Source organism: Lentzea sp. JNUCC 0626, from assembly GCF_043632865.1.
In the GTDB taxonomy this organism is placed as follows: Bacteria; Actinomycetota; Actinomycetes; order Mycobacteriales; family Pseudonocardiaceae; genus Lentzea.
On sequence record NZ_CP171635.1, the window covers coordinates 9367706 to 9381936 of the forward strand.

The following is a 14231-nucleotide window of genomic DNA, read 5'->3' on the forward strand; positions in this document are numbered from 1 at the left end:
AGATGATCGCGGAAGTCGACCTACAACTACACCAGTGCCTAGGCGAGTTGATCGACAACGCGCTGGACGAGTTGGTCGAGGCGTCCGCCGAGGATCAGACGCTGGAACCGCGCATCGATATTAGCCTGCCGACCGCCAGCAATGCCGCCAGGTCCCCGCAGATCTCGGTGAGCGACAACGGGCGCGGCATGTCGCCTGAGCAGTTGCAGGAAGCGCTAAGCGCTGGGACATCCGGCAAGCAACGTTTCGGAAGTCTCGGCCTGTTCGGTATGGGCTTCAACATCGCCACGGCGCGGCTGGGCACCCTGACCGAGGTTCGGACCGGTCGGCAGGGCGATGATCAGTGGGTGATCGCGACCATCGACCTTCCTGCGATGCAGCGCAAGTCGACGTATCAGGTTCCGCTGCGTTACGAGGACAAGGCGAGTGAGGAGCACGGCACTCTCGTCACGGTCAGCAAGCTTCGCGAAGACATGGTCTCACGGCTGAAGTCCAAACGTGCGATCAAGGAAACGATGGGCCACCTCGGGCGCATCTATACATACATGCTGCGTGATGCCAAGGGTGGCCACTCGGGTGCGGAGTTGATGGGCGGAGCCAATCAACGTGTGTATGTGAACAAGCGAGCCGTGCGCCCACATATCCCGTGTATCTGGGATCCGAGCCGGTCCGTAACCTACAAGGGTGGCGAAGTTCAGGCGGCCACCGAAATCGACGTTCAGCTTACGAATGCTTATGCCTGCATGAACTGTGGGCGTTGGTATAACTCGGCGCATGAAAAGTGCATCGAGTGTGAGAGCACTTTGATCGAAGAGCGGGAACGGCAGATCCGGGGCTGGCTCGGTATCCAGCGCTACGCCGACAAGTCGGACTTTGGGCTGACGTTCTTGCGGCACGGTAGGGCGATCACCTATCAGGACAAGTCGCTCTTCCATTGGGAGACTCCGGACGGCGAGTTTGAGCTCGAATACCCAATCGAGCTCGGTATGGGGCGAATCGTCGGCGAGATTCACCTTGATCATGCGCCGGTGAACGTGCGGAAGACCAGCTTCGATAATTCCTCGCAAGAATGGCGTTTCATGGTGGAGAAGGTTCGTGGTCTAGAACCTCTTCGGCCGAAGAGATTGATCGGTTCTGAGAACACCTCGCCAATGAGCCGCTTCTTCAATGCCTACCGTGAGAATAAGCCTGGACTTCGTTACCTTATTCCAGGGAACGGTACGATGGCGACTCACGAGGCCGCCAAGTTGTGGGGTGTGAAATTTCGCAATGAGGATCCCGAGTACCTAACCGACACCCGGTGGTACCAAGCGGCCGCTGATCATGATCGGATCAAGAATGGGCCGCCCCCGGAGTCGCCAGCGGCCAGCGATGATGAGGACTGGCTAGACGGGGAAGGGCTGTCCCATCTCGGTAAAGGCGCGGAGGGCAATACCCCTGCGTCTGACGACGAGCGCAAGGCCGACAAGCCTGAGCCCATCAAGCCCGAGACTGAGGAGCAGCGTTTCGCGCGTTACGCAGCTGCGGCGACCCTCCTGTCGGACACTGATAGGGAAGTGCGGATCGGGAACGCGCAGCCGGTGCTACGTGTCTACGTTACGTCCGGCGTCGAGCTGACTAAGGACGGCCGGAAGCAGCCTTATGCGATTCGGATCGTCGGTGGTGAAATTGAGGTATTCGTCGATCGGAGCGCGACGCTGATCGCACGTTACGGGTGGTCGCCGATGAATGTCGCGTTGATGTGCGCGGCTCGCCAGCTGCAAAGCGTGTACTCGGTCGATGGACCGATCGACCAACTCGTCACGTCGATCCTTGAGCAGTTCCCTGACCGACGCGTCGACTCCGCCTCTGTACGAGCACGCGCCGACTCGTTGCTGAACGACATGCGAGAGCGTCTCGCTGATCTCGCCCCGAGGGACGCGAAGACTTACTGGAGCGCCCTTTCTGGTGAGTCATGCAGGGCCGCCGAGGCCAACGCGATCAGCATCGCACCAGATGTCGACTGGGTTGGTGCGGTGCAGAGCGGAGAGTTCGCGCGGTACTTGAGTGCACAGGGCATCCATGACCTCGTGATCAACGGTCCTGAGCTCGTTATGGACGGCACCTTGTTCCGAACCACTTACAAGGCCTTCAGTGAGAGCACACGGGCGGACCAGGTGGCACGGGTCGGGGCGCTTCTCGCGGACCTGCGACGAATGGTGGCTGAGTCGTCATCGCTTCAGCCGTTGGAGTTGTCCCGCTTGCTCCTTACGGCCGACCTGCTCGACGCGGAGATCGCATCATCATGACGACCTCGTTCCTAGATCCCGCCTTCCTCGTCGAGGAAGGCCCAAAGGGGTTTACGCGGCAGGTGGAGCGACTGCTCGGGTTGATGGCGTTCACGGACGTTGTCAACATCGACGGCTCGGGAGATAAGGGCGCCGATGTGATCGGTCGCCTCAAGGGCGCGGACTGGATTCTCCAGATAAAGTGGAAGAAGTCGGGTTCCGTCGACTTCGATGCTGTCGATGAGGCGCACGCCGCGATGCGGCACTATGGAATTCATCGTGCCGTGGTGGTCACAAACCGAACCTTCACTCGGAAAGCTCGGGAGCGTGCCCAAGCGCTGCATGCCGTCGGTATCAACATCACGGTCTGGGACGGGCGTCGGCTGTCGACGCTTTACGAACGCGTTCCTGACAGCGCTGAGCCGTTCGATCTGCACCTGTATCAGGAGCGCGCCGTCGAGGAGTCATGGAGGGCACTCAATGATGCGGATGAGGCGCTGGTCTACCTTGCGACCGGACTTGGCAAGACTGTCGTCGCCGGCCGGGTCTTGAGGCGTTTTCTTCTAGCGAACCCTGGTGCGCAGGTGCTGGTTACCGCGCACATGATCGATCTGGTCGAACAGCTCGAACGTGCGATGTGGCGTGACATCCCGAAGCAAATTCCGACGCGACTTCTTCATGGCGCATCGAAACCAAGTTCTCTTCCTGGGGTCACCTTTGGCGTCGCTCCTACGGCTCGCGACTACATCGCGGCTGGCTACTCGCCGAGGCTCGTCGTCGTCGACGAGGCTCACCACGTAGGAGAGACTGGCAACTACGCCACGATGCTTGACTTGTTGCCGGAAGCGAAGCGGCTCGGCGTCACGGCGACGCCATGGCGAGGCGACAAATACGACATCGAACAGACCTTCGGTGAGCCAGTCGTCCGAGTTTCGATCTCGCAAGGTATGAGGCTCGGATATCTAGCCGATGTCAAGTACCGAGTGTTCGCTGACAACATCGACTGGGACTTTGTTCGCGGGGCCTCAGAGCATGGCTACACCATCAAAGACCTGAACAAGCGTCTCTTCATTCCCGAACGGGACGACGCGGTCAGGGGCCGCTTGGAGAAGGTATGGGACCGAACAATGAACCCGCGTGCCATCATCTTCTGCCAGACCATCGAGCACGCTGAGAGGATGCGTGGCCTGATCGCGCTTCGCCCTGGATGGGAGGAGGCCGCGACCCTGCATGCAAACCTAAGGAGCCGCGAGCGGCGGGAGCGACTCCTGAAGTTCCGTTCCGGCGAGGTACCGATCCTCGTGGCGGTGGACATCCTCAATGAGGGAGTCGATGTCCCGGATGTGAACATCCTTTGCTTCGCGCGGGTCACCCACAGTCGGCGGATCTTCGTCCAGCAGCTCGGCCGCGGTCTCCGGCTCCGCAAGGGAAAGACCCACGTGGAGGTGCTCGACTTCGTTAGCGACATCAGGCGGCTGGCAGAGGTCTATGGCATGCGAGAGCGGGTGTACGAGGACGAAATCGAGCAGGTGTCGGTCGGGCGCAATCAATTCGTCTTCGAGGACCTTCACGTGCGCGACCTTCTCGAACAGTGGATAGCCGACGTCGGTGACCTGGCCGACGCCAACGACAGCGTCCGGCTCGAGTTTCCGCCGATCGAGGGAGTTTGATGGCCAAGGTCCCGGCCGATGTGCGTAAAGCAGTGATCATGGAAGTGGTGGGCCGCTTCGACGCGGCGCGGTGGGAGGAAGTGCCTTCGGGCATAGCAAGCGAGATGTACGACCGCTTCGTGAAGGACCCGAAGATCGGCGGACGACTGTCTCCGCACATGCCAGCCGAAAAGATCAGAGTCTGGATCAAGGATGGGCCAGCGAAGGAGTACAGGCGGGCGTTGGAGGGGATCGGGCCGATCGCATCCTTTACGAAGAGGATGTACCCCGGACCTGAGTCCGTCGTTCGGCTCGCGCTCGGAGATCAGTGGTTGCTCAAGCCTGACACCGTCGAGGAGAAGCCCATGAGGTGCTTCGCCGAAGGGCCTGGTGGGCGGTCGATGTACGTAATTTGGGGACCACTGAGCGCCATCCAAGGCATGATATGGAACTCCTGCCTGATCCGTGCCGAGGACTCGGCGAAGCCGATCACCGTCGTCGTCACGAAGCCGAACAGCGCGCCACTGCCTGCCGATGACTGGAAGCTGGTGAAAGCGCTGAGCCGCATCGTCAAGGCGGACTGCAAACAGGTTACGTACACGGCGATTCGGAAGCCTGGCTCGTAGTTCGACACACGGCTTCGTGGACCGCCGAAGCAACTTGGTCGGCCACTGCCGCAGGGTCTTCATGCTCCCAGAACCGGAGTACTAGCCATCCCGCTGCGCGGAACATTTCCGACGACTCGCGATCTCGACGTCGGTTGCCCTCGATCTTGTCGGCCCAGAACCGGCTGCGGCTGCCTGTTGCTGGGCGGTAGTGGTCCGGACATGCGTGCCAGAAGCATCCATCGATCAAAACGGCGATCCGCTGTTTGGTGAACACGATGTCGGCTGTCCGTCGAAATCCAGGGACTGGGCGAAGGTTCACCCGATACCGTAGGCCCATCCTGTGGAGCTTGCGACGGACCGCCATCTCCGCAGCGGTATCGCGCCCTCTGGTGTTCGACATCCTCGCGCTCACTGCGGGGTCAACGGCTGGTGGCACACTCACAAGGTTCATGTTGCCCTACGCGCTGACGTGGGTTCCGGCGTCCTCAGGTGAGGCCAGGTTGATCAAGAGACGTACTGCGCCGCTGAGATGCTCTGACTACGTCTTTGCCAGGATCGATACTGTGCGAACGTTGTCCAGCTTCGCGCCACCGACGCAGCACCTTCCGGCCGTAGTTGTTCGTACCCGCGACCTGGTCCAGTTCGGCGCCGGTCGGTGTGCGGCCCTTCGACCGCTCGGTGACGTAGTGCACCCACATCCGCTGCTCGGCCGTCGGCTCGCTCGGCGAACGGGACTCATCCGGGACGACCCCGAGGCACACCACCTGCGCGGCCTCACCTCCGCTCTCGGTCTTCCAGTTCGTCTCGGTGTCGGTATCAGCACGGTGTCGCTTGAGCGCGTGATTGAGCAGCTCGACCGCGAGGAGAAGTGCCAGTGGCGGACACGCCGCGACCGCCACGGCGAACACGCTCAACTCCGGGGCCGCAGCCACGTTGGCGCAAAGTGACAGCACGATGCCGAACACGAAAGCCAGCCAGGCCTTCCAGCGCCCGCTACCGTGACCGGTCTTCCACAGCTCCACCGTGGCCGTGGTCAACAAGCCGTCCACGATCAGCGGCCAGATCGCTGCGGTTGTCTCGTCCGCGCCGAAGCGGAGCGCGAACTCGCGCCCGTGCCGGTACGAGGCGTACGCCGCGCCGAGCGCGACGAGAGCCGTGCACGCGCACTGCACCCACAACGAACGATCGCGACCAACGGTGGTGGCGGTCATCGCGCACCATCTGCTCGGTGCCCAGCTTCGATCGCTGCCCTGGCCGACTCGGCGCACTTCCCGACACAGGCGTGAACCTGGGAGCTGGTCACCGAGCGCCCTACGGGCACCGACGCAACCATGACCTGCAGGTAGTTCGCTCCGCATACCGGGCAGGCCAGGCCGTCAGCCTGCAGGTCTGTCAGACCGTAAATGATCTCGTTCGGGCTCATTCCGCATCACCGCCAGCGCGACGGCGGCGGCCACGTGGAACCTCCACGGTGGCGGAAACCTGCAGTTCACGGCGGGTGCGGGAGTGTGTAGATGTTGTACGAGACGCGCCGGGGGCATCGAAGGTCGAAGGGCGAGGTGTGTCCGCAAAAGCGCGGACCACCTCGCCCTTCGAGTGTTTTCTGGGGGCCGAGCCCCCAGACCCCAGCCGGGCGCTGCGCCCCGGACCCCGCTTCGGGGCGTCGCTTCGCTCGCCCCGCCATTGCCCGGCGCCGCTCGCCCCCGCCTTTTGCTCGGCGTTCGTTCGGGCTGGCCTTCGGGGCCATTCCATTGTGGAATCGCTGAATGCTGTTGCTTGGGCCGGGTGTGCGTGTAAGGCTCCCGCCGCAATGACGTTCGTGTGTTGTCGGGGGGCGCGCGCGGATCGCTTGGGGGAGCTCGTTGTGAGGCGTCTGTTCGGTATTGGGCTGGGCTTGGCTTTGGCGGTGCAAGGGGTGTTGGCCCCGGTGGCGCTCGCGGCGCCGGACGCGCCGGTGGTCAGCTCTTCGGTTTACAAGACCTCCGGGTGTGATCCCGAAGGGTGTGGCGGGGTCGGGGTGGAGGACACGTTCGTGTTCTCCAGTTCTGTCGACGTCGTGAAGTTCCGGTGGGGGTTCACGGATCCGCCGTCCACTGAGATCGCGCCGGGTGTGCCGGTGCGGTGGGCGCCGGAGAGCGGTGGGCCCAAGACGTTGTTCGTCGAGGCCGTCGACGGGAACGGAGTGCCTTCGCGGACCCTGTTCCAGTTCACGGTGAAGTCTCCTTCGCCTGCGGTTGCCAGTTGGTTCGCCGGGGACGACCCGTCCTTCGACCACACCGGCAACGGGCACGACCTGGTGCTCGACGGGGTGGACACCGCGCGGTCCGGCCGCACGCTCGGTGGGGCCGGTGGGATCGGATTCGCAGGGGCCGCGTCCGGCGCGACCACCGCGAAGGTGCTCGACACGACGGGCGGGATCACGGTCAGTGGTTGGGTGCGCCTCGGTGACGGTGCTGTCGACCGGACCGTGGTGAGTCAGCAGGGGAACGTCGAGTCGGCGTTCCGGCTCGGGTTCGACGCGGACACGCAGCGGTGGACGTTCGCCGTGGCGGAGAAGGACGCGGCCGGGTCGGCCCAGCGCACCGTGCGGTCCAAGGGGCTGGCGCGGGTGGGCGTGTGGTCGCATCTCGTCGGTACGCACGACGCCGTGAGCGGTGAGGTTCGGCTTTACGTCGACGGTGTGGTGCAGGAGAACGTTCCGGTCGTCCGGAAGGGCTTCTCGGCCGACGGCGAGTTGTGGATCGGGAAGGCGTTGCGCGGCGCTGTCGCTGCCGAGGCCTGGCAGGGCGACCTGATGGAGATGCGCGCCTGGAACCGCGCGATCACCGCGCAGGAGGTGCGGGAGATCGCGGTCGGTGCCGAGGTCGGTCAGTGGCTGTTCAACGAGAGTTCGGGTTCGACGGCGTACGACTCCTCGCCTTACGCGCACGACCTGAGGGTGGTCGGTACCACGTGGGGTGGCGGGCTGCGGTTCACCGGCACGGGCTCGGCGAACACCAGCGAGGCCGTGCTGTACACCGACCAGTCGTTCACCGTGGACACCTGGGTCAAGCTCGACAGCGCTGGTGCGCCGGGAACCGTTGTGACGCAACGTGGTCCGTCCGGTGTGGACCCGTTCACGCTGCGGTATGACGGGGTGCGGTGGAGCGCGGAGATGCCGAACGCCGCGGTGAATCCGACGAAGGTGTGGCGGGCCAAGGCCGATGCGGTCGTGGGCACGTGGACGCGGCTGGTGGCGACGTACGACGCGAACGCGCGCACCTTGTCGTTGGAGGTCGGTTACCGCGACGCGGCTGAGGTGCAGAAGAGCAGCGTCGCGCGGGTTGTCGGGTGGCACGCGGACGGCGTGTTGTCCGTCGGTCAGGGCTTCGTCGGCGTCGCCGACGAGCTGAAGGTCGTGCAGGGGCCGCGCTTCTGAGTTCCTCGCTTCGCTCACATCCGCCGTTGATCAAGGCCGAACGGCGGATGTGAGCGGCACTCGGGGACCGCTACGGTTCGTGCTGGATTGCATGAACGTGTGCGGGAGTCCTTAAGTGCCTCGGAAGTCCTTGTCTTTTCTCGTGGTTCTGCTGGCGTGCGCGTGCACGACCGAGAGCCCGTCACGTCCGGTGTCGGCCCCGGTGCAGTTGCAGGTGCCGACGCTGATCAACGACTCGCGCGGTGAGGTGTCCGCCTCCGTGCGCGCGGTGGTCGACGGCCGCACCATCGAACTGGACGGCGGTGAGCGCGTCCAGATCTCCCAGCTGGCCGAGCCCGCCGGCTGCTGGGCCGCCGGCGCCCGCACGTTCGCCGAGAAGTGGTTGCTCGCCAAGCAGGTCCGCGTCAGCGCCATGACCCCGGGCGAGGTCAACCTCCGCCTCGAGGACGGCACCGACTACGCCCTGCTGGCGGTGAAGGAGGGCGTCCTGCGCGCCCAGGACGCCGCAGGCTCGTTGGCTGAAGCCGAACTGGCCGCCGCCCGCGACGACCGAGGGCTCTGGGGCGCCCCGTGCAACGGCATGGACGCCACCCCGTCCTCCGCCGCCACCACGACCACAACCCCCACCAGTGCGTCACAACAACAACCTGACTCCTCCCAGCGAGTCATCCCCACGACCACCCAGCCACCCCCGGTCGTGACGACCCAGCCGCCCCCGCCGCCGTGTGCCGTGAGCTACCGCGCGGACCAGTGGCAGGGCGGCTTCCAGGCCCAGATCACCATCAGGAACACCGGCCGCACCCCGATCACCGACTGGTCCCTGCGGTGGACCTTCGCCGACGGCCAGACCGTCCGCGACATGTGGAACGCCTCCGCGTCCCAACGGGGTTCGACGGTGACCGCCACCGCCGCCGGCCACAACCGCACCATCCAGCCGGGCGCCGAAGCCTCGATCGGTTTCCTGGGTTCCTCACGAGGCCGCAACACCTCTCCGGACGCCTTCACCCTCAACGGAACGGCCTGCACGACGAGCTGACAGTTGGTCCTGGCGGCACCCCGTGGCAAGATAAATTAGTAATTAACTACTGATTTGATCACGCCAGGGATGAACCGTGCAGGTCACAAGGGTCGTGCCGCTGTACGCCGAGGTGGACAACCACCTCGGCGGCCGCTGGACGTCGCTCCGCACAGCCCACCGCGAGTGGCTCTGGCGCCGGCCCGCGCCCACTCGGGCCGACGCGACTCCGAACGCCGCCTTCGTCGACGCGGGCGGCCTCGAGGAGTGCGTCCCCACCATCCGGGGCCTGCCCGACCACGGCGACGCCTGGAGCCGTCCCTGGCAGGAAACCCCCACCCAGGCCCAGGTGGACTGTCCCGACTTCACGCTCACACGCGCCCTCGGCTCCGTTGCCGGCGCGATCATCGCCGACTACGAACTGCGCGCCGCCCCCGGCTACCGCTTCGTCTGGGCCGCCCACGCGCTCCTCGACGTGAGCCAATTTGCCCGATTGGTCGCCCCGGTCGGCACTTCCGTGCTGATCACCGATCCGGTTCCGACCGAGCACCTCTGGCCGGCGGGCCTCGACGCGCTCGGTCCTGACGACGGCACCGCCACCGGCGCGATCCTCGAACGTGGGCAGATCCGCGTCGTCGACGGAGATCAGCACCTCGACCTCCGCGTCGAGTGCGCCGATCAGCCCGTCTCGATCGCGTTGTGGCGCAACCTGAGGGGCTGGCCCGAAGACGACCCGTACCGCAGCATCGGCGTGGAACCCATGCTCGGGCGCACCTTCGACCGCGCGGACACCAGCCGCCCGGTCGCGGTGGTGCCCGCCTCGGGATCGGTGCGCTGGCGGCTGACGATCACCGCTCTCGTGGAAGGAGCTGCATGACCGACGTGCTCACCCTGGGCGAGACCATGGGGGCGTTCCGCGCCGCCGGTCCGTTCCGCCTGGGAGGGACCGCGGAGCTGACCGTCGCCGGTGCCGAGTCGAACGTGGCCATCGGTCTCGCGCGCCTCGGCCACGCCGTGCGCTGGACGGGGGTGACGGGCGCCGACGAGATCGGGTCGCTCGTCCGCCGCACGCTGCTCGCCGAACAGGTGGACGTCCAGGCCGCCCGGATCACCCCGGACGCGTCGACGGGCCTGATCCTCTTCGAGCCACGCACCGCCGACATCACCCGGGTTCTCTACTACCGCAAGGGATATGCGGGATCGCGACTGTCCGTTGAGGACGTGCGACGCTCGTTCGACCTCGGTGCGCCCCGGATCGTGCACGTCACGGGCATCACGCCCGCGCTGAGCGAGTCCGCCCTCGCCGCCGTGACCGAGGCGATCGACCTCGGCAGGCAGGCCGGCAGCACCGTCAGCCTCGACGTCAACTTCCGCTCGAAGCTCTGGACCGCAACACAGGCCGCCGAGACCATCAGGCCGTTGCTGAAGAACGTCGACGTGCTGATCGCGTCCGACGACGAACTCCCGATCGCCGGCGACCACGAGGTCCCGGAGGTCGTGATGAAGCACGGAGCCGACGGCGCGACCGTGCACACGCCGGACGGGTCGTGGTCGGCCGAGGCCCACCGCGTCACCGTCGCCGACACCACCGGCGCGGGCGACGCGTTCGTGGCCGGCTACCTCTCCGCGCGCCTCGACGGTCTCGACCCCGGCGACCGGGTCCGGCGCGGCAACGCCGTGGCCGCGTTCGCCGTCGCGACCCCGGGCGACTGGCAGGGCCTGCCCACCCGCACCGACCTGGAACTGCTGGACCTGCAAGCGGGGAGCACCGTCCGATGACGCTGACGCAGTGGAACTTCGAACAACTCGAACTGGGTGAAGGCGCCCGCTGGATCGACGGCAGGCTCGTCGTGGTGGACCTGCTGGCAGGCCGAGTCCTCGAAACCCGCGGCACCATCCCGGCCCCGTTCACCGAGCTGGCCACACTCCCGGCACCTGTCGGCGCGGTAGCGCCAGTACGAGGCAGCGACGAACTGGTGGCCGCGATCGGAACCGGCGCAGGACTCTTGAACGGCCCGCAGCACCAGGACTTCGCGGGCGAGGGCATGCGCGTCAACGACGCCGTGGCCGATCCCCAGGGCCGCTTCTGGGTCACGACCATGTCCTACGACGCCGAACAGGGCACCGGCGCCCTGCACCGCCTCGGCGCCCCCGCGCCAGTCCTCAAAGGACTGACGATCCCGAACGGCCCGGCGTTCTCCCCGGACGGCAAGTACCTCTACCTCGCCGACAGCGCCCGCGGCACCGTCCATCGCTTCGACGTGAGCCGCGACGGCGAACTGGGCGCCCGCCGCGTCTTCCTGCACACCCCCAACCACACCCCGGACGGCATGACCACCGACGTGATCGGCAACGTCTGGATCGCCTTCTGGGGAGCGTCCGTCGTCCGCCGCTACCGCCCCGACGGCCGCCTGGACCGCGAGGTGACCCTCCCCGCCCGCCAGCCCACGAGCGTCTGCCTGGGCGGCCCCGACCTGAGCCGCCTCTTCATCACGACCGCGAAGTACGGCCTGCGCCGCCCGAGCCTGCACGACGGTGCCCTGTTCGCGGTGGACGTGGACGTGCCGGGCCGCCCGGCGGACGAGTACGTTCCCCAAGCCGAGCAGCAGGACCCTGCTGTGGGCTGATCTGCCGACAGCAGAGAAAGCGGCGCGACCCCAGCACTTTTCGGCATCGTCGGTGCCATGACGAACGCCGAGAAGCTCTTCACACCGGGGCTGCGCGAACGGTTCTTCGGCCAGCGCGTCCTGATCCTCGACGGTGCGCTGGACGACGACAACGGCACCGTGCTCATGACCCAGATGCTGTCGCTGGCGAGCGAGGACCCACGCCAGGACATCGCCCTCTGGATCCACTCGCCGGGCGGCTCGGTGCCGTCCATGCTCGCCATTCGCGACGTCATGCGCCTGGTGCCGTGCGACGTGGCCACCCTCGCGCTGGGCCTCGCGTGCAGCGCCGGGCAGTTCCTGCTCTCCTCGGGCACGCCGGGGAAGCGGTTCGCGTTGCCGCACGCGCGGATCCTGATGCACCAAGGAAGTGCGGGCATCGGGGGTTCGGCCGTGGAGGTCGAGGTGCAGGCCGACGATCTGCGCCACACCAGGGACACGGTCCTGAAGTTGATCGCGGAGGACACCGGGCAGTCGTTCGACCGGATCTTCACGGACTCGTTGCACGACAGGTGGTTCACCACCGAGCAGGCGCTCGACTACGGGTTCATCGACCACGTGGTCAGCGATCTCGCTCAGGTGGTTCCCGTCCGCACGCACAAGCTGGGCCTGCACTCCGGAGCTGTCGCATGAGCACCTACACGATTCCGAACGTCATCACGCGCGACGCCCGTGGTGAGCGCGTCATGGACGTCTACTCGCACCTGTTGTCCGAGCGCATCGTCTACCTCGGCACCGGGATCGACTCCGGGGTGGCCAACGCGTTGATCGCGCAGCTCTTCCACCTGGAGGCCGACAACCCGGACCTGGAGATCAACCTCTACATCAACTGCGAGGGCGGCGATCCCTCGGCGATGCTCGCGCTGTACGACACGATGCGCTACATCAAGGCACCTGTTGCCACCACGTGTGTGGGGCAGGCGGTGGCGGCGGGAGCGGTGTTGCTCGCCGCCGGGGCGGAGGGCCGACGGTCGGTGCTGCCGCATTCGAGGGTCGTGCTGCACCAGCCGGCCGCGCAGGGCCGGGGGACCATTCCGGACCTGATCCTCGCGGCGGACGAGGTGGTCCGGGTGCGGACCCAGTTGGAGGCGATCCTGGCGCGGCACACGGGACGCTCGACGGACGAACTGCGGCACGACACCGATCGCGACCGCGTGTTCGACGCGCCGGGGGCCGTCGAGTACGGGCTGGTGGACCGCGTGCTGGACCAACGGCCCTGACCGGTGTGCCCAGGACCTGGGGGTGTCCTGGGCACACGGGTGAACTAGGCGGCCATCAACGCGCCGACCATCGCCACCGGGCCGGACGGGCGGCCGACCGGGCGCGAGGTGCGGAACTGGGTACCCCCGACGACGCCGGCGCGCAGGTTGCGCACCTGGCCGGCGATGCCGATCAGCAGGTCCGCCAGGTCGATGCCCAGCGCGCCGGCCACCGCCGCGATCATCTCGCTGGACGGTTCCTTGCGGCCGCGTTCGATTTCGGACAGGTACTGGACCGAGATGCCGGCTCGGTCGGCCACGTCGACCAGGCGTTCGCCCAGGTCCTCGCGCGTCTCGCGCAGCTTGCGGCCCAGGGCTTCCCGCCACAGGGGTTCCGGGGTGCGCTTGAAGTCCAGGATCTCCGCCATGTCGCCATGGTGACACCACCGCCGGGGCCCTCCACCGCCGTTCTGCTAGGAGCAGAAAGACCGCCCTAAAACCACCCGAAGGTGACCGAAAGACCGCTGAGCAGGCTCTTCCCCACAACGCCAGCCACACGAAGGGGAGAACATGAGACTGCTCATCGGTCTGGGTGCCGCCGCGATCGCCGCCGTCGCGCTGCCGGCCGTCGCGCACGCCGCGCCGCACACCACCGTGTACGTGCAGAACAAGGTCCTGATCGTCGAGGCCGAGCCGGGCAAGACGAACAACATCACCGTCGGCCTGGACCCGGTGCTGCACCGCCTCACCGTCACCGACTCCGGCGACCTCATCGCGGTCGGCGCCGGGTGTTCGCTCGGCGGCGCCAACGCCAACTGCGTGTACGAGTCGGGCGCGACGAAGCTCATCACGTCCATCCAGATCCGCGCGAACGACCTCAACGACCGCATCAACATCGCCTACGACAACACCAACGCCGACGCGATGCCGGCCCACGTGTACGGCGAGGCGGGCAACGACGTCATCGAGACCCGCGCCAGGGGCACGATCAGCGGCGGTGACGGCGTGGACGTGCTGCGGCCCAAGCGCGGTGGCGTGAACGTCTACGGCGGCGCGGGCGTGGACCGGGTCGACTACAGCATCGGCAGCTCGCTGCACCCGAACTCGGGCGTCTCCGTCACGATCGGGTCCGGCACCGACGACGGCTACGACACCTTGGCGCTCAAGGACTACGTGGCGAGCGACGTCGAGAACCTGACCGGCACCAACTTCGTCGACCACCTCGTCGGCAACGGGCTCGCCAACAGCATCTCCGCGTTGAACGGCAACGACCTCATCTGGGGCGCCGCGGGCAACGACACGCTCAACGGCGGCCTCGGCGTGGACACCTGCCTCGACGCCGAGGCGGGCGACACGCTGGTCAGCTGCCCCTGACCTTAAGGCGGCTTTAATCGAGCGCGGCATCCTTC

14 protein-coding genes are annotated in these 14231 nt (G+C 66.4%); 11 read left to right on the forward strand and 3 right to left on the reverse strand.

The features are described from left to right. The first annotated feature begins 2 nt into the window (after positions 1–2). Genes JNUCC0626_RS44015 through JNUCC0626_RS44025 form a run of 3 tightly spaced genes read left to right on the forward strand, consistent with a single transcriptional unit; the run spans position 3 to position 4542 of the window. Positions 3–2288 (forward strand): ATP-binding protein, encoded by a 2286-nt coding sequence (locus tag JNUCC0626_RS44015; protein WP_394616540.1) that lies wholly within the window; start codon positions 3–5, stop codon positions 2286–2288. After that, positions 2285–3937 (forward strand): helicase-related protein, encoded by a 1653-nt coding sequence (locus tag JNUCC0626_RS44020; protein ID WP_394616541.1) that lies wholly within the window; start codon positions 2285–2287, stop codon positions 3935–3937. Before JNUCC0626_RS44015 ends, JNUCC0626_RS44020 begins: the two co-directional genes overlap by 4 nt. After that, positions 3937–4542 (forward strand): hypothetical protein, encoded by a 606-nt coding sequence (locus JNUCC0626_RS44025; RefSeq protein ID WP_394616542.1) that lies wholly within the window; start codon positions 3937–3939, stop codon positions 4540–4542. Before JNUCC0626_RS44020 ends, JNUCC0626_RS44025 begins: the two co-directional genes overlap by 1 nt. Here the strand turns inward: JNUCC0626_RS44025 and JNUCC0626_RS44030 are convergent. Together JNUCC0626_RS44030 and JNUCC0626_RS44035 are read right to left on the reverse strand one after the other, a co-directional pair. Next, positions 4508–4975, reverse strand: a complete 468-nt coding sequence (locus JNUCC0626_RS44030) for a very short patch repair endonuclease (RefSeq protein ID WP_394616543.1) — start codon at positions 4973–4975, stop codon at positions 4508–4510. The genes JNUCC0626_RS44025 and JNUCC0626_RS44030 overlap by 35 nt on opposite strands. Positions 4976–5009: 34 nt before the next feature. After that, positions 5010–5735, reverse strand: coding sequence for a DUF2637 domain-containing protein (locus tag JNUCC0626_RS44035; RefSeq protein ID WP_394616544.1), 726 nt, complete (start codon positions 5733–5735; stop codon positions 5010–5012). A gap of 653 nt (positions 5736–6388) precedes the next feature. Here JNUCC0626_RS44035 and JNUCC0626_RS44040 point away from each other — a divergent pair. The 7 genes from JNUCC0626_RS44040 to JNUCC0626_RS44070 all read left to right on the forward strand — a co-directional run bounded on the left by JNUCC0626_RS44040 (position 6389) and on the right by JNUCC0626_RS44070 (position 12843). Then, positions 6389–7942, forward strand: a complete 1554-nt coding sequence (locus JNUCC0626_RS44040) for a LamG domain-containing protein (protein ID WP_394616545.1) — start codon at positions 6389–6391, stop codon at positions 7940–7942. A 115-nt stretch (positions 7943–8057) separates the two neighbouring features. Further along, the gene (locus JNUCC0626_RS44045; protein ID WP_394616546.1) at positions 8058–8978 is read left to right on the forward strand and encodes a cellulose binding domain-containing protein; all 921 of its coding nucleotides are present in this window, start codon (positions 8058–8060) and stop codon (positions 8976–8978) included. 76 nt (positions 8979–9054) lie between these two features. Then, positions 9055–9834: a hypothetical protein gene (locus tag JNUCC0626_RS44050; protein WP_394616547.1), complete on the forward strand. Its 780-nt coding sequence runs from the start codon at positions 9055–9057 to the stop codon at positions 9832–9834. Further along, on the forward strand, positions 9831–10736 hold the full coding sequence (locus JNUCC0626_RS44055) for a sugar kinase (RefSeq protein ID WP_394616548.1): 906 nt from the start codon (positions 9831–9833) through the stop codon (positions 10734–10736). The genes JNUCC0626_RS44050 and JNUCC0626_RS44055 overlap by 4 nt, the downstream gene beginning before the upstream one ends. Next, entirely contained in the window at positions 10733–11584 is an 852-nt protein-coding gene (locus JNUCC0626_RS44060) for an SMP-30/gluconolactonase/LRE family protein (RefSeq protein WP_394616549.1), read from the forward strand. Before JNUCC0626_RS44055 ends, JNUCC0626_RS44060 begins: the two co-directional genes overlap by 4 nt. 57 nt (positions 11585–11641) lie before the next feature. Further along, a complete protein-coding gene (locus JNUCC0626_RS44065; protein WP_394616550.1) occupies positions 11642–12256 on the forward strand; it encodes a ClpP family protease in 615 nt (204 codons plus the stop codon). Next, positions 12253–12843 (forward strand): ClpP family protease, encoded by a 591-nt coding sequence (locus JNUCC0626_RS44070; RefSeq protein ID WP_285639107.1) that lies wholly within the window; start codon positions 12253–12255, stop codon positions 12841–12843. The genes JNUCC0626_RS44065 and JNUCC0626_RS44070 overlap by 4 nt, the downstream gene beginning before the upstream one ends. 44 nt (positions 12844–12887) lie before the next feature. Here the strand turns inward: JNUCC0626_RS44070 and JNUCC0626_RS44075 are convergent, their stop codons facing one another. Continuing rightward, entirely contained in the window at positions 12888–13250 is a 363-nt protein-coding gene (locus tag JNUCC0626_RS44075; RefSeq protein ID WP_394616551.1) for a helix-turn-helix domain-containing protein, read from the reverse strand. A 142-nt stretch (positions 13251–13392) separates the two neighbouring features. Between JNUCC0626_RS44075 and JNUCC0626_RS44080 the strand changes: the two genes are divergently transcribed. Continuing rightward, entirely contained in the window at positions 13393–14196 is an 804-nt protein-coding gene (locus JNUCC0626_RS44080) for a calcium-binding protein (protein WP_394616552.1), read from the forward strand. The last annotated feature ends 35 nt before the right edge of the window (positions 14197–14231 follow it).